Annotated in this window: 14 protein-coding genes; 10 read left to right on the top strand and 4 right to left on the bottom strand. The window is 58.7% G+C overall.

Annotated elements, in window-relative coordinates; genetic code table 11:
• Positions 1-48: 48 nt before the first annotated feature.
• The 3 genes from HWX91_RS25055 to HWX91_RS25045 all read right to left on the bottom strand — a co-directional run bounded on the left by HWX91_RS25055 (position 49) and on the right by HWX91_RS25045 (position 3,167).
• The gene (locus HWX91_RS25055) at positions 49-1,284 is read right to left on the bottom strand and encodes a DUF1173 family protein (RefSeq protein WP_028195711.1); all 1,236 of its coding nucleotides are present in this window, start codon (positions 1,282-1,284) and stop codon (positions 49-51) included.
• Positions 1,285-1,341: 57 nt separating this feature from the next.
• Positions 1,342-1,713, bottom strand: coding sequence for a hypothetical protein (locus HWX91_RS25050; RefSeq protein ID WP_102857283.1), 372 nt, complete (start codon positions 1,711-1,713; stop codon positions 1,342-1,344).
• A 281-nt stretch (positions 1,714-1,994) separates the two neighbouring features.
• Positions 1,995-3,167, bottom strand: a complete 1,173-nt coding sequence (locus HWX91_RS25045; protein WP_176035680.1) for a site-specific integrase — start codon at positions 3,165-3,167, stop codon at positions 1,995-1,997.
• A gap of 1,785 nt (positions 3,168-4,952) precedes the next feature.
• On the opposite strand from HWX91_RS25045, the gene HWX91_RS25040 reads away from it, so the two are divergent.
• From HWX91_RS25040 to HWX91_RS25010, 7 genes are all read left to right on the top strand, one after another.
• Positions 4,953-5,738: a hypothetical protein gene (locus tag HWX91_RS25040; protein ID WP_028195713.1), complete on the top strand. Its 786-nt coding sequence runs from the start codon at positions 4,953-4,955 to the stop codon at positions 5,736-5,738.
• A gap of 83 nt (positions 5,739-5,821) precedes the next feature.
• Positions 5,822-6,382 (top strand): hypothetical protein, encoded by a 561-nt coding sequence (locus tag HWX91_RS25035; protein ID WP_127837842.1) that lies wholly within the window; start codon positions 5,822-5,824, stop codon positions 6,380-6,382.
• A gap of 617 nt (positions 6,383-6,999) precedes the next feature.
• Entirely contained in the window at positions 7,000-8,040 is a 1,041-nt protein-coding gene (locus tag HWX91_RS25030; RefSeq protein WP_028195715.1) for a hypothetical protein, read from the top strand.
• Between the two features lie 31 nt (positions 8,041-8,071).
• Positions 8,072-8,380 carry a hypothetical protein gene (locus HWX91_RS25025; RefSeq protein WP_028195716.1) on the top strand — a complete coding sequence of 103 codons (309 nt, stop codon included), beginning with the start codon at positions 8,072-8,074 and terminating at the stop codon, positions 8,378-8,380.
• Positions 8,381-8,410: 30 nt separating this feature from the next.
• On the top strand, positions 8,411-8,977 hold the full coding sequence (locus tag HWX91_RS25020; RefSeq protein ID WP_028195717.1) for a FlhC family transcriptional regulator: 567 nt from the start codon (positions 8,411-8,413) through the stop codon (positions 8,975-8,977).
• A 118-nt stretch (positions 8,978-9,095) separates the two neighbouring features.
• Positions 9,096-9,740 carry a hypothetical protein gene (locus HWX91_RS25015; protein WP_127837841.1) on the top strand — a complete coding sequence of 215 codons (645 nt, stop codon included), beginning with the start codon at positions 9,096-9,098 and terminating at the stop codon, positions 9,738-9,740.
• A gap of 408 nt (positions 9,741-10,148) precedes the next feature.
• On the top strand, positions 10,149-10,535 hold the full coding sequence (locus HWX91_RS25010; RefSeq protein ID WP_028195719.1) for a hypothetical protein: 387 nt from the start codon (positions 10,149-10,151) through the stop codon (positions 10,533-10,535).
• Positions 10,536-10,990: 455 nt separating this feature from the next.
• On the opposite strand, the gene HWX91_RS25005 is transcribed toward HWX91_RS25010, so the two are convergent.
• Positions 10,991-11,443 (bottom strand): lytic transglycosylase domain-containing protein, encoded by a 453-nt coding sequence (locus HWX91_RS25005; protein ID WP_244144148.1) that lies wholly within the window; start codon positions 11,441-11,443, stop codon positions 10,991-10,993.
• Positions 11,444-11,696: 253 nt separating this feature from the next.
• Here HWX91_RS25005 and HWX91_RS25000 point away from each other — a divergent pair, with 253 nt between their 5' ends.
• The 3 genes from HWX91_RS25000 (at position 11,697) to HWX91_RS24990 (ending at position 14,604) form a co-directional block, all read left to right on the top strand.
• Positions 11,697-12,365 (top strand): hypothetical protein, encoded by a 669-nt coding sequence (locus tag HWX91_RS25000; RefSeq protein ID WP_052660698.1) that lies wholly within the window; start codon positions 11,697-11,699, stop codon positions 12,363-12,365.
• A gap of 641 nt (positions 12,366-13,006) precedes the next feature.
• Entirely contained in the window at positions 13,007-13,321 is a 315-nt protein-coding gene (locus HWX91_RS24995; RefSeq protein ID WP_244144138.1) for a helix-turn-helix domain-containing protein, read from the top strand.
• A complete protein-coding gene (locus HWX91_RS24990; RefSeq protein WP_081833014.1) occupies positions 13,318-14,604 on the top strand; it encodes a site-specific integrase in 1,287 nt (428 codons plus the stop codon). The genes HWX91_RS24995 and HWX91_RS24990 overlap by 4 nt, the downstream gene beginning before the upstream one ends.
• Positions 14,605-15,145 lie beyond the last annotated feature (541 nt).

Here is a 15,145-nt window from a genome sequence, read left to right as displayed (position 1 = left end):
TCCCAGCACCTACCCTACCGCCCGTCATTGCCGCGAATTATCGAAAAGTCATCCTTTATGGGCCAACTTTCCCGCGCCGCCAGCACGCATCAACTCTGGCATCTGGCGGCGCGTGTCCCATTCGATGACCTGGACGCCACGCCCCTTGTAACTCTTGATCTTCTCCGCCTTGCGAGCCTCGTAGTCCGGATTGCCCATCATCCCCCAGACCTCGATCACGCACTCACCGTCCTGATCCTGCAGGCGGAAGTCAGGGAACTCGGCAACGCCGTCATAGCGCAGCGGCTTCGTGAAGGCACGGCCCGCATCGACCAGGGCCTCAGCCATCTGCATCTCATACGAGGAATCTGACGGGATGTAGTGGCGGCTCGTTAGCATGAAAGACATGTCCACACCTTTGAGCGTGCCGTTGCGCGTGACCTCCACCACCATGATTGTGATGATGTGCGCATCCGGATTTCCCATCTGCGCAGCGGCTGGCGGCGCGGACCGCTGCGCCTGCTCGACAATGGCCTTGTCGACGAAGAACGCATGCATGTGGTGCTTCAGCTTGACCTTGTAACTGAACTTCGAGAGATCCATCGACTTCAGTTCGCCGATGACGATGCCACGCAGCCGATAGTCGCCACGCGCATCGAGGCGCGAACGGAACTTCGCCCACGCCAACTCGATGCCCTCGCGATCGGTTTCGCGCCAAGCGGGCACACAGTACAGCGCGTTCTCGACCGGCTCGCCGTTCACCTTGCCGTCGAGGTTGATGAGCTCGCGGCGACAGCGCCACCAGTCACGCGACCATCCCGGACGCCACTCGTTCAGGCCCGCGCGTTCCCAAAGCGAATGCAGCATGCCGAGTAGGCCAACCTTCGCCCGCCCCTTGCCGCCGCTTTTCGGTTCCTCGCTGCGTTCGAGCGGTCCGGTCCGCGCTTCGACGCGAACTCTCAACGGAACATCGGCGTTGATGTCGACAGACCCGTCCGGTTTCTCGATGATCGCGCCCTTGGCGTACCCCGCACGCCCGCTTTCTGCTTCCGCGCGCAAGCGAAAAGTACATTTCGCGTGATGAGAGAGCGCGTCCTCCGGCCAGACAGCCAGATGGTAGAGCCCTTCTCGTAACCGGATTTGCAGTCGCCGACCACCTGGCACGCACAGGCATCTTGCATGTCCGTGCGTGGCGCGTGCCGTCTCGAACCACTTGCGATAGCGCGTCGGCTCGTGAAGGATGTCTTCGAGCACCAGCGTGTGCCCAGCCAGATCAATGCGCTCATCGTGCGCGACGTGTTCCATCCTTCCCCCGACAGCGAGCGCACAAAGAAGGGTGCGCTCGCGAACACCTGCGTTGGTCTATTTGAGTTTGCGCAGTAGTTCGAGGTAGGTGAGGTATCGCTGCGCATCGTCTACCGAGATGCTAAGACGACTCGCGATTTCACTCGGCTGAATGTCGGGGTTTTCTTGGCGTATTTCGCCAACCCGGTGCAAATTCTCCGGCAGCAGTTCGTCCTCGCTCAGTGAGCTGACCGCAGCGTTCTCCGGAAACTCTTCGTCCAGCCACGCAGAAAATCCCAGCGCGTCGTTCGTACCCTTCGTCTTCATGAGCACACGAACGCCCTCAAGGCTGACCATGTTGACCACGCCCTCCGACAGCGGACTCGGCCACACTTCATCCTGCATGCCGGCGGCGCGCACGAGCGCATCCAGATCCGTGCCTTCCTCCATGCCCACGATCCTGGCGATGTCGCCCAGTCGCAGGGCGACAAGAAGCCTGTCTCGCGACATGGAGACAAGCACTTCTTTACCGGCATAGATTCGCCTTTGAACGGGCATAGTCGGATAAATGAGGTGGAATTGATAAGCAACTGCACGTTGCGGGAGCCAGACTATACTAAATCTATTTCGTTCTTACATCTGGGGCTGACTATATTAACAAATGCAAAACTATCTAGAAATACATGGGCCTTGGTCTTAACGGACATTGTTAAGACCAAAGGCCCACATCCTTAACTATCCTTGCCTGATTCTGGGGCGCGTGGTTTGAAAAGCACCACGCTGTCTTTAAGCGGCAGATCCATTTGCCGCACGTCGAGCAACGCATCCGTCCGCCGCCGACCAGCCCTCTCTTGAGCAGATCCCTTACGCCCAGCCGCAGGAGAAACCGGTCCGACCCCACGCGGTACCGGCCGCGACTTCGCTGATCGCGCCTGGCGTTGCTCGTCACTGACCTTGCGGGGCGCGCGGCGAAAGCCCTCGAAGTGTCCGTAGTACGAACTTGTGACGCCCATGCGGCTATGGCCGAGCATTTCGCTGACTTGGCTCAACGCCTGATTCAGGTCCTCGGCGGGCATCTGGTCGGCGGTCCCACCCAGCGTCGGCGGCACGAACGGCCTTTCCGGGTTCGTCATCGCAGCGTTCTCCGAGAATTCCGCCCGCAACCCGTGGCCGGTGACCCCGGCTGTGTTCCTCGTGATACCGATTTCTTCCATACGGCGCTCGTATTCCTTGAGGTTGTACGCAAGCGTCGCAGTCCTGCCGCGACGCGTCGTCTTCCAGCCCATCGCATCGCCCTTCGGCATGCGCGCTTTTACGTAATCCAGCACCTCGCGCTGATATCTGTTCGTGAGCGGCAGATTCCGTGCCCGCCCGCCCTTCGGCCCCGCGTTAGGGTAGACGGCAAGGTAATCCCCATGGTCGCATTTCCATGGTTTCAGCATGAGAATTTCTTTGCGCCTCAGGCCGAACGCGACCGCGAGCCGAAGCATCAGGCCGAAACGCTCATTGAGCGCGTCCGCTTGAGCGATCTTCTCGTCGATGTTGATGCCGTTCTGGGACCACGACTTCGACTCTACGGTCCCGGCCCTGCGCTGCAGGTCGATCTTTGGCACATCCGGGAGGTAGTCCTGAAGCGCGCGCACCATCCCCTTCTTGCCGATCCAGATGGCGAATTTGCGCAGTACCGAGAGTTCATTTTGCATCGTCGCAACTGCCCGGCCCTGCCAGTGCCAGTGGCGCACGAGCGCCTCCACGTGGCGTTCACCGAGATTACGGGGATTCTGGAGCTTGAAGCCGAGTCCTGCCAGCGTGCCGAATACCGCGAAGAGCACTGACGCGCTCAACTCGCGCGTCCGGTGCGACGCCACATTGCCGTTCACCCGGATGCCAGCATGCCGGTCCACGATGGTCTGTAGCTCCCTCCGCCAACCCCTATGGGCGTCCGTTCGCCCTGCGGGCGGCGCCGTCCGCGTGTCTTGCACTACGAGTGCGTTCATCCCAACCTCCGTAAGTCGCACATCACACAATGGTCACGCCTCGCCGCGTGCCTTGCGCATTGTGAAATGCGCGCCCTTTCTAGCCGGGGTACCACATCTGCCGTAGCGTTTGAGGGGCATGAGCGAGCCCTTCGTAAAAATGTGCGTTTATGTCGTCGGCTCCCACTACAACTTTTACCGCACAGCGACACCCCGACGCTCACGCTAATCGGGTCTCCCTCCCCTACGGGATGGAACTGGCCTTTCAAGCAGGGACCATACTGCACCGGTTCGCCTTGCGACGATGTAGGCCCGGTACTGGCCTCGGTCTTTCAACTCCCACATGCCTTGCAGCATGCAGGCAGAGCCCTCTATCCGCCGGTCTTGCGACCCGACCAGATAGCCCACCCACCGACGTACTCAGCGAGCAGCAAAAGCCTCTTCTACCGCAGGTCGTGCGACCTTTCGGACTTTCCGTTTGTGTACGTTGTGATCCCCGGTACCGGACGCCATGTCGCACTGGGTAAGGGTTGTGCCCTTCCTCTGTGTCCGATTGTCGTCCGATTTGAACCGGGTGAAAAAAAACGCGCTTCCGCGCGTCTTCGCTTTTCGCGGTGGTCGTCGTGCGACGAATTCACCTGAAAGAATGGTCAGCGGTAGTGCTACCAACTGACTCTTCGGAGAGCAAATCCGGCGAGGGATTCGCATGCCGCCAGCGCGGCGCAGGAAACTACCGAGTGGGACTCCACAGTCCCAATGGCCGAAGTAAATCACATCGAGAACCTTGCTGCAAGGGCCTCAGCGAGATTTCTCCTCTCCGTGCAGAACGATCACGTCAGCGTCGCGTTGCATGCTCATCCTAATTCCGTTCGCACTTCCGCTCTCCAAGCAGCACTTTACAACGTTCCCCGTATCTCCTCACCTTTCTACGTTTCGTGTCGCTGCTCTACGATGCTCAACGGCGGTATGCGATCAAGGTCTACGTTGCTCTTCCTCCGCGAGGCAAACCTCAACGTTCCTCCCCTATCGGATCTACGTTGCTCTACAGTTCTCTCCACTTCGATCTACGTGACTACTCGTATAGTCGACGTTGGTTGTCTTTCTTCCCTCCGTCGATTTAATGAAAGCCTTCTTTCCACGGCAATCATTCAGATTTTCTGTATCGGGCTATGTAATTCTCTAAACACCAATTACCCATAAACAGAAATAACACCGTGATCTCGTTACACGAGTTTTTGGCTAAAAAGCGACAGGAGCGAAACAAGGGAAAACTTGCAGGTCTCGCGAGCCAAATCCAGCAACTCAAGGATCTGGGCGCGAGCTACAAGGAAATAGCCGAGTATCTCCATCTCGAGCACGGCCTCACGGTGACTCGAAGTGGCGTACAAAAGCACTTGAAAAGCCTTGCCCGCACGCAGTCAACCAACCCCACGACCGCCATCACCTCGCCACAACTGCCAACCGCGCGAGTCGCACCGCCACACTCGCTCCACCCTGTCGGGCCAGTGGAGAAAGCACCGACTCCTGGCGAGGCATTCACGGAACGGTGCCCGATTGATGGCGACAGAATCCAGACACGGGCTGAGTCGTCCGCGGAAGATGTTGTGACCCGCTACCGGCTTGGGTCCCCGGAGCATCAAGCAAAACTAGCAGCTTACAGACAACGCAAGAATCAATCTCAAACCTAATCGACCACGAGCCAAAGGAGCAACCATGCCATTGAAGATCCTCGTCATTCATTCGACCAGTATGGTCGGCAAGAGCACTACCGTCGCGTCCCTGCTGCATCCCCGTCTCAACTCGCCGCGGGTGTTCTCGGTCGAAAAACAGAACCAAGATGCAGGCCGTTATGGCATCGACGTCGTTCGCTATCGCGCCCCCGATTTTAAAAAGTTGATCGATGACATCATCATCGAACCCCGCGACCTCATCGTCGATGTTGGCGCTTCGCAGTACGCCGACATCATGAAAGAGTTCGCCCGCGTTCGCGGAGCCATCAACGACTTCGATATTGTCATCGTTCCGACAACGCCAGACGGCCGAGTTCAGGAAGAGACCCTCGGAACCATCGAGACGCTCCGCAAGGTCGGTCTGCAACCGGAAAAGCTGCGCATCTTGTTCAACCGCACGACCATCGACCAGGGCGACGACCTCGATCAGCAGTTCGAGGCCGTCATCGTGTATCTCACCGAGACCAAGGGCCTCACCTACTACGACGATCTCGTCATCTACGAGAACCCGATCCACTCCGACTTGCGGGCTGAAGGGCTCTCCTTCGAGGAGGTATCAAGCGACCCCACCAACTACCGCAAAGTGGTCGATGAAGCCCTGCGCAAGGCTCCGAACAGTCCCGAAACGTTGACCCTGATCCGCCGCCTCAGCATCCAGCGCGCCGTGGCCAGCGCGAAGCTGGATCTGGATGCAGCGTTCGTCGCCCTCCGTTTGCCTGCCGCTCACCTGGAAGCCCTGCCGGCCGTTCACATCGACGCGGAGAAATAAACGTGCTCCGTGGGGGACCGCGCGGCGCCGTCGAAGCGCTTTACGCCCTTCAGGCTGAGGAAGCCACTGCCCTACGCGCTGACATGCGAGAGGCGGTCGATGAACTACGCGCGTATCACGCCCGCTACCAGGAAATGGATAAACAGCGGCGCACGGCGGATCACCAAATCCTCGAGGCCGTTGCCGCCCTGATCGCCATCGCTAAAGCGCTAGAGTGCCTCGCGCACCAGGCGGACTCGATGCCGGATAGGGTGCAAACAGTCCTCAATTCGGCCGATGTAACCGAGATTCACAAGAAGCTTGCCGATGCTTTGGCCGTAGACATCTGGGCACGGCTCGGCACGCATTCTGATGCCGAGGCCAAGCGCTTCGGAGACATTGCTGCCCGCATCGAAAAGAATGTGCACGCGGCTGTTCGGAATCTTCGAGACGCAAACGTCGGAAAACCCAGCCTTCCTCCGTTGAAGACAGGAGGAACGCTCAAGGATAGGTTCTTTGGCCGAGCCCGCCACTACTACATCCACTTGTTGCGCCTGGGCGGCGACGTGCATCACCTTGCAGTAGCTTTCGCTAGCGTCTGCGTCGGTCTAGCCGCGATCGCGATCCTCATCGGACAAATTTCTCACATACCAATCGGCCACTGAAGGCCGCCCTCGCCATCCGCAGCGCCCGTCAGAGCATGACGCCGATAGCCGCGCAGACATCTGTTTGCGCGGCTATTTTCCATTCACTCCCTCTCATAAACTCCCGTGCAGCCGCGTCAACATGAATGAAGCCGCGTGGCCCAAGCTCGTACTTCTGACCAAATGTGAGGCACCCCGAGAATTTTTTCAGATAGGGGGTGAAACTTCCGCTGGGGGTGCCGTATTTGCTCTACATCGACGAAAGAAATTGCTGCATCAATTTGTAGAAAGGACATCTGATGGGCGCGCCACCTAGCACTTCCGCAGCACCACTCCCTGTTATGCCTGCCGGCCTGTCCGGTAGCGCCCGACGCGAGCTGCGCAGACTCGCGCTCGCTTTACTCGAACGTAGCCTAACGTCGAGCGCAACCCCGTTGGCCGTGGCAACAATCGCGCGCCGCATGACAGTGATCATCGGTGAAGAGGCAAGAGCGCAAACGTACTTTTGCGCCGTAGTCAGGAAGCCCGTGACCGCTTTCCACCGCTACCGAATCATCGGCAAGATGGTCGACCAGAAGTTCCTTCACTGACAGTTCTACCTGCCTGTAAAACGCCCGATCACAAAATAGGAGTCCAATATGTCCGCCCTGGCAGCCATCCCGACAGCTGACCCGATTCCGACCATGCCGCCCGGTCTTTCTCACGAGGCCCAGCAAGAGCTGACCGCTCTCGCCGTCAGCCTGCGTGGGCACTTCACAAGCCTGCAGCAAACGGCCGTGCAGATCGCGCTGATCACCTACCGTCTCATCGAGATCATCGGCGAACCGGGCAAGGCACAAGCCTATTTCTGCCAGGTCACGGGCAAAGCCCCCAGCACTTTCCGCACCTACCGCGGCATTGGCCGGATCGTCAGCAAGCATTTCACGCATCCTGACGGTTATATCCCGATGCACATTACTCGCCTGCCCCTCGACGCCTTCCATTTGTTTGACGAGGGAACCGACGTCCGCGTAGTCGAGGCAATCGACGAACATGCGCAGAAAGGCCCTTTAACGACCGCCCAGGTCAAAAAGCTGATCGATGAGGCGACCGCGCACCTGCGCGGCGATCTGGAAGAAGCAAACGCGCGCGTCGTCGAATTATCGGCATCGGCTGCAGAAGCGCAAGCACACGCCAAGGACGCCGAGAACGGTAGGGCAGAAGCTACGGCCAAGCACGACAGCGTCGTCGTCCAACTTCGCGCTCAGGAACAACTTGCGAAGGAGCTTCAGTCCGACCGAACCGCGATCCTCAACGATCTCCGCGAAGCCCAGGAAGAACTTGACCGTCTTCGCCAGGCGGAGACGGTCGTTCAGTACGTCGACAAGCCTGTCGAGGTACTGCCGAAAGGCGTCGAAAGTCTCGAGCAGGCCAGGACCGAATTGGCTGAGGTGAGCGCTCGGCATGCACGCCTCACGCAAGAACTTCAGGAAATCGACCGCATCATCGCGGACGCGCGTAATGCGTCGAACTCCCTCGACGACCTCGAAAAGGGTGTCGGTGGTCTGATCGCAGCATTCCCCTCGGCCCTGGTCATCAAGATGCGCGGATCAAACCCAACAATCGCTACGAAGATCGACGGCCTGGTCGACCAGCTCCGCGCCCTGACCGACACACTGGCCGCGAAAGAACTCGCCTAATCCCCTTTACCCCCCGATCCCGGAGAAAACAATGAGCCGAGCAAACGGACCCGATCTGTTTCTTCCTCCGCTGGCCAAGATGGCCATGGCCGAAGCGAATATCAAGATCCTCGAGTGCTATCGAAGCCTGAAGGATCATGCGGACCCCGCTGCTGCTCTCACCTTCGGCCTTTCCGACGAGCAATTCCAGATCGTTCGCAAGCTGAGCCATTCGGATATTCGCTGGCTCGCGAACGAGGGCCTGCCGCTCTGGAAAGCCCGTTTCGAGTTGAAGATGTCCGACGGAAAACTCGAACTTGATCGCGAGCAGGTGATCGCAACCCTGCTGACGACCTTCTGAGCACCAGGCCCTACCCTTAAGGAGCATGACATGTTGACCGCTGGAAGCGCACCTACTCTCAACGAGCGCATCGCTCGCGCCCTCATCCTTTCCGGAACCAGGCGGCCGGTGGTCAAGAGCATCAGTCGAGTTCCGGATCCGAAGATCGACCAGATGTACTCCCAGGAGATTGGTAGAAACTCGACCTCTGGGCAGTTACCTTCGAGTCTGGAATGGTTCACGAAGACGCACCGCATCCAGATGCATGGTGCCTTTGTCTTGCTGGCCTATCACCGCATTTGCAAGTCACTGCGTGGCCAGTCGTTTCAGGGCATCATGCCCGACAGCATTCCCCGCGTTGCCTTCACCCGCACCTTAACGTGGTATCACGAAATGTGCGGTGGGGCAGACAAGGCGGTCATCAGCTCGCAGCGACTCTACACGCTGATCCGCACCTTTGCCGATGCACAATCGATCAGCCAGCGCGGTAACGAGGCGGCAGAAATAAAGTTGCATCACTGCGCCACCTGCAAGCTTCCGCTGATCATTCCCCGCCACTACACCGAGTACCATTGCGCCGACCACAAGCCCAAGGGCCGCCGAGGACCTAAAGCGTAATGCTGATCGCCATTGAAACATCAATCGAAAAATCGCGCTCTCGCGCCAGACTTCTAGCGCCGCGACTGCCGATAAGGACGCTACCATCCACGTAAGACACTCACACGTGGAGACCGCGTTGCATACGACGCAGGACCAGGCGGCAGGACTGCCGCCACTACAAACCGAAGACACCATGTCTGCAGAAGCGGCCCTCGACATCAACCAGTTGCGCGACCGTGGCTGGACTCGCCAGATGGTCACTCGCTTCCTTGGTGTTCCAGACGCACGTCGACCCGCCACGCGCGGCGGCGGCGGCCGACCGGCCGAACTCTTTCGAATCAGTCGCGTTCGCAACGTCGAACGCATGGTCGCATTCTCCGAAGCGCGACGCACCGCACTCGAACGATCCGCTCTCGCTCGCCGCTCCCAGCAAGATCGCCGTGCATCGGTCCTGCGCTTCGCCTCGAGCCTCGAACTGGTCCTCCCTGAGCAGAACATCGAAGACGTCATGCAATCCGTTCAGGCCACGGGGCTCTCGTCACCTAACGGCGATCACCCTGGCGACCGGCATCGCGCAGTGCATCTCCTTCTCGGCATGCTGGCCGACTCTAGCAGTCGACTGGATGTGTTTCAAGGTCAGCCTGGCATCCGGGACGCTCGCGCTCTGCTACTGGGACGCAAGCTCGCTCTCATCGCTTCACGATATCCGGCCCTGTCCGATAGCTGCGACAGTGCGAAATTCGAACAGGCTCAGGACAATGAATCCTCTCTCCGCCCCTAAGATCTACGCCACGGTCCGTCGTGCAGCTGCTCACCTCGGAAAGGAAGCCGCACAGTTAGCGCCGAATTGGAAATGGCGATTTGATGGCGTCGCAACAGCCGCGGTGCTGATCGTCCTGATCCTTGACAGGACGATCATCAAAGTCTCTGCGGCAGGTCCCTGGATGAACGTCGTCGCACTCTTTTGCGTCGGCTTTGTCCTGCAGAGGAATTTGGGCAATCGCCGACGCCAGGGGCGATCTTCTCCCGGCCTCCTCCGAAGAATTCTCACCTCGCGGCGGTCGCGCGGCTAGTTTCACCCAGTGCGCCTCATCGATTTGCGTTCGTCATCGACGACTCTATCCTTCTTTCAAGTGCGCGGGACATCAGCAACGAACCCGCGAATCAATCACCACTCAAGGAGTGAGCTATGAGCAAGAACGAGAAGCGCAACGACTACCCGACCTACAAGGAAGTTATCAACACGCCCCGCCAAGCCAACCTTTGGCAACCGTTCCAGGCGGACGGCGAGCGCTCGAAGGCTGAGCTCATCGTTGCGAACGCTGGTGTTTTGTTGGCATTCGTGCTGCTGGTTGCGATGACGATGGGCGTCTATGCAGGCGCGCTCTGGCTAACGAACGTTGGCCGAGATGTTCTGATCGAGATGATGCCAGGGTGCGCAAGTTTCGCGGATCTCATCGGTATGGCCCTGAAGGTCCTCGCGACTATCTCGGTCGCGTGGTTCCTGAAAATGTGCTGGGACTGCGTGCCGTACGTCGTGAGCAAGTTGCGCGAGAACGCTGACCAAGTGTTCTAAGGGCTCTCATCACCCATCGCTCCGACCTCGAACGAAGGGATACACTTCGAACCCGCTCCGGACGGCCACTCCGTTTTTCATCACGCGGATGCCGTCCCGAGCGCGTTCCAGCACTTGCTTGAACGCCTGAGGTAGAGGGCGCCGCAGAGCCTTCGCGCAGGGCGGAGTTACGCTCAGCTTCCTGTTCGAACGTGCAAGAGGCGGCGCTGAAGGCCTTTTCCCGCACGCCAACGAAGTTTCCTGCCGCGCGGCGACATTCCCCTGAAGGACCGTTCCCCGCGATTCAGCGATCAATTCCAGCGTGGCAATGAGCTTCGGACCGCATTCTTGTTCGCCTCCAGCAACGAGCGCAAATCCGCGGCCGTCACACGATCAGCCAACCCAGGCCCATCCGTCTCCCTCGCTCGCGAACGCAGTTCAACTCATCTCAGGCGACGCTCGCCCCCGCTGCCGCATTATTGCATCACGTCCGAATAGCCGTGCGTGAGAAGGTAGTTGACGACGGATTTCACTTTTGCTGCGTATTTGTCGCGATAGTACGGCGTGGCCGAATTGTAGCTCCCGATTGCCGCCCATGTGTTTCCATATTTGTCGATGGACTGACGGAGAATCCACGCGCCCGTGTAGACGCTCTTGCAACCGTTGTACAGGTCTGACTTCCCAATGCCGTAACGCGCCAGTTCCGGAAGGTGAATCGAATTGATCTGCATCATCCCGTAGTCGACCGAACCGTTCCCGTTTGTATTCGTCGCATCGGGACGACCGCCGCTTTCGACAATCGCAATCGCCCTGAGGATTAGGGGATTGACGTGATGAAAACTCGCCGCGTCGTCAAAGCAATCGGCGAAGGCTACGCCCGGCAGAAGAACCAAGAGCGAGACACACAGCCAGTGAAGCAAGGGAGGCATGCGCATGTTCGTTGTCCGCGTACGAATGGATTGAACTTAGAGGACTCCGATTTTCGCGGCTTACTGCGACATCAAAAACACGAATATTCCGCGACGACGACCGCCAATCGCTCGCTGAAATTACTGAGTAGGTGACACCCTACCGGCTGGCTCACCGGGGAGGCTACCGACGTTGATTTGCATCGGTCAGCCCGCCACTTAGACTGGTTTTGTCCACGTAAGGACGCGATCTCTCAACAACTCAGCGAAAACTATGGCCACGAAAAAGATCCTCACAGTTCTCACCACTATCCTGATCGCGGGCGTCACCTCGACTGCGCACGCTCAATCGCACAACGAAGTGTATGGCTCGGTCGGTACCGAAGGCGTCGGCTTGGGCTACGGATACGGCATCAGCCAGAACTTCGGTGCACGAGTCGAAGTCAACGGTTTCGGCTTGTCGCACAATTTCAGCGCGGGGGACCTCAACTACAACGCGAACCTTCGCCTTATCCACGGTGCACTGCTCGGTGACTACTTCCCCGCTCCCCATGCGTTCCCGATCCGCCTCACCGCCGGTTTTCTCATCGGCGATGATCAACTCGCCGGCGACGCAACCAGCTCGGACGGCACCTATACTATCAACGGAGTCGCTGTCGCAAGTGGGGGCGAGACGATCCACGCGAGGATCAAGTTCCCGACCGTCCGCCCCTACGTTGGTTTCGGTTTCGGCCACAACCCGACCGCGAAGAAGGGCCTGTCGATGGCCTTCGACGCCGGCGTCGCGATCGGCAAGCCGAGCGTCTCCTTCGACGTTCCAGCCAACATCGCTAATGCCGCCGGCGCCGAGAATGTCGCGGCCGAGGAACAGAACCTCCAGTCGAAGGCCAACAAGTTCCCTGTCTATCCTATCGTGAAGGTGTCGCTGACGTACCGGTTCTAATCAAGCCCCACGCATCATGTCGGACAGCAAGGCCCGGAGGACACAGGAGCCTCTCGGGCTTTGCAGATATCTGAGAGCGGCTATGGTTTTACTTTTTCTATTCGTCTCTGCTCTTACGGCAGTAGCAGATATTCTCAAGCGGCAGAATGAAAGCCCCGAAGCCGGGAACTCAACGAGTTGCCGCTTTTCTCTAGTCGTGGACGGCTACGTTGCACCGCCGTCGTTTGTCTGAAACGCAAGGCCAAATAGCGGCTTCCCATGACGTTAGCCGGGACCGCCGCGTAGACCACCATCGACCCGACCATTCGCCATCGACCAGCGCGTGAGCGATGGCTACAAGCATCGCCCTCGGCAATCCACGGTGTGTTGCCCCGTTTTCGGGTATCGCCACAGTCCACGGTAACCAACAAACGACTATCGCTCCACCACCGGACGCGTCGGGCGCCCTATACCCCTGCGCGACCGTTGCTCACATCGCACGCTGACCCAAGCGATGGAATCGCGCGCACCCGCACCACAAGTCATTTCGAACCGCGCGATCGCTGCGAAAGGCGGCGTGGGCATGCAAAGCACACCGTATTAGGCCGTGGGTGTTCGGATCGAATCCCGATTCTGTTCGACATCTCCATGGAATTCCGAATTTGTTCGGAATTACCAGTTGTCCGTTGGAGGAAAATTCTGGCGACAAATTTACGGTCCAAATGAGCAGCCAAACACGCGCCTTCGGCAAAGCCCTTCGCAAACAACGTAAGGCTAGACACATCACGCAGAAGGGCCTGGCCATTCACGCGCGTCTCGATCGGACTTACATCTCCTTGCTCGAGTTGGGTGAAAACTCACCAACCCTCGACACTCTGTTTGCCCTGTGCCGAGGTTTGGACATGTCGTTGACCGAATTGGCCCAAGCCATCGAAGCCGAGCTGTCGGCCAGCAGCGACTCGAAGCAATCTAGATGAAGCCCGGAACTCCTCTCGTAGCCACGCCCACCTACACGACCGAAAGCTCGCGGCCACCCGCGCTTATTGATCTCGCTGTGACGCCGCCTCGACAGGCCCTCGATACCGCTGACGCCCCCGGCATCGATGCCGTCGAACTCACGCCAGCACTAGAAAAGGTCAGTCCGCAGTCGACCATCAAGCAGGCGCTGAAGGCTTACGTTGAGCGTGTGTCGATCCACAAGCGCGGAGCGAAACAGGAAACGTACCGTACACGTCCAATCTGGCGGTCGTTTCTCGGAAAAATGAAGATCAGCAGCGTCACTACCGTCGATATCGCTGCCTATCGCGACATGCGTCTCGCGACAATCGCACCACATACCAAGCGCCTCGTCACACCGAACACAGTCCGCCTCGAACTTGCTATGTTGAGCGATCTTTTCAATGTCGCGCAAATCGAATGGGGCGCCTGCGCCTCCAATCCCGTCTCGAAGGTGCGCAAGCCTAAGTTGCCACCGGGCCGCGATCGGCGTATCACGTTCGGTGAGGAGCGCCGTTTACTCCGCGCCGCGGCCGCTCACAAAAATCCGGAGATGTACTCGATTATCAGTCTCGCGATCGAGACTGCTATGCGCCAGGGAGAAATTCTCAGTCTTGAGTGGGAAAATATCGATCTCCGCCGACGCATAGCACACTTGCCGATTACCAAGAACGGCGAGAAACGCGACGTACCCTTGTCGCAGGGTGCGCTAAGCGCGCTCACTCGACTCGGCATCGGAACCTCAGGGAAGGTATTCAAGTACAAGCCTGACGGACTAAAGAGCGCTTGGCGCGTCCTCGTCAAACGGCTCTGTATTGAGAATCTCCACTTTCACGACCTGCGGCATGAGGCAGTGTCGCGACTATTCGAACTAGGCACGCTCGACTACCTCGAGATTGCAACGATCTCGGGGCACAAGTCAGTACAGATGCTCAAACGTTACACGCATCTTCGCGCGGAAACGCTCGTGCCAAAGCTTGACGGAAAGAAGAAGCTAAACTTGGGCAAGCGCGTGATCACGCAGACGGTCGTTCCCTATCCGGCGTCGCTCGGCGAGATCGACGGCAGTATCACACTCCAGTTTCTAGATCTACCTCACATACAAGTCAGCGGCGACAATATCGAAGACATCACCGTACGCGCGCGTGACATTTTGCTGCGCGAGCTCGTCAACCACATCAAGAGTTCGCAGAGGGCACCACTGCCGACACCCCCGCTAGAGTACGGCGACAGCGCGCATGTGCTTCTAATCGACCCGCTATAGCGCTCGTGCGGCAGTTTGGGCACCGTCCCAACCGCTATTCGAGCAAACCGCAGCGGCGTAAAGGTGACGGCGCGCGTGGTCAGGACGCGGAATCGTAGCAGCGGTTACCTTCTCACAACTTGCGGCTCCGCATTGGGCGCGTATCCGCGGCGTTACCGCTTGACGCACGTGCCGGCGATGATCACGAATTACCGGTGACTAACAGTTTGCCTCCGCATGTCATAACTTGCGCGGTGCTCGTGCTACCTGTGTTGTCTCACAATGCTCGCTTACCACCACGCCCTCGTCAAATGTAAGAGCGATAGGCGCAGCATCGACTCTTAACACCAGGATTTCTTGAAGGAGGCGCTCGCTCCTTCACGTATCTACCGACCCGCCGCGCCTGATTTAAGGCTCCTGCGTTGGTCGCCGGCCAAAATGACAAACTACCGCATCCGGTCAACGCGGACGTTGGCTTGCGAATCCGGTGTGTGGTCTAGCGGTGGGTTCAGCTCGTACATCCAGGTCGGCTGGTACAACAACACGCATGAGGCTGGCATCG

Source organism: Paraburkholderia fungorum (assembly GCF_902833645.1).
GTDB lineage: Bacteria > Pseudomonadota > Gammaproteobacteria > Burkholderiales > Burkholderiaceae > Paraburkholderia > Paraburkholderia fungorum.
Note: the sequence above shows the minus strand (reverse complement) of the source record. Positions and strands in the feature narration are given on the sequence as shown.

Excerpts from the sequence above, each read along its gene's own strand:
- HWX91_RS25055 (WP_028195711.1), bottom strand. The coding sequence starts at position 1,284 with ATGGAACACGTCGCGCACGATGAGCGCATTGATCTGGCTGGGCACACG.
- HWX91_RS25050 (WP_102857283.1), bottom strand. The coding sequence starts at position 1,713 with ATGGAGGAAGGCACGGATCTGGATGCGCTCGTGCGCGCCGCCGGCATG.
- HWX91_RS25040 (WP_028195713.1), top strand. The coding sequence starts at position 4,953 with ATGCCATTGAAGATCCTCGTCATTCATTCGACCAGTATGGTCGGCAAG.
- HWX91_RS25035 (WP_127837842.1), top strand. The coding sequence starts at position 5,822 with ATGCGAGAGGCGGTCGATGAACTACGCGCGTATCACGCCCGCTACCAG.
- HWX91_RS25030 (WP_028195715.1), top strand. The coding sequence starts at position 7,000 with ATGTCCGCCCTGGCAGCCATCCCGACAGCTGACCCGATTCCGACCATG.
- HWX91_RS25025 (WP_028195716.1), top strand. The coding sequence starts at position 8,072 with ATGAGCCGAGCAAACGGACCCGATCTGTTTCTTCCTCCGCTGGCCAAG.
- HWX91_RS25020 (WP_028195717.1), top strand. The coding sequence starts at position 8,411 with ATGTTGACCGCTGGAAGCGCACCTACTCTCAACGAGCGCATCGCTCGC.
- HWX91_RS25010 (WP_028195719.1), top strand. The coding sequence starts at position 10,149 with ATGAGCAAGAACGAGAAGCGCAACGACTACCCGACCTACAAGGAAGTT.
- HWX91_RS25005 (WP_244144148.1), bottom strand. The coding sequence starts at position 11,443 with ATGCCTCCCTTGCTTCACTGGCTGTGTGTCTCGCTCTTGGTTCTTCTG.
- HWX91_RS25000 (WP_052660698.1), top strand. The coding sequence starts at position 11,697 with ATGGCCACGAAAAAGATCCTCACAGTTCTCACCACTATCCTGATCGCG.
- HWX91_RS24990 (WP_081833014.1), top strand. The coding sequence starts at position 13,318 with ATGAAGCCCGGAACTCCTCTCGTAGCCACGCCCACCTACACGACCGAA.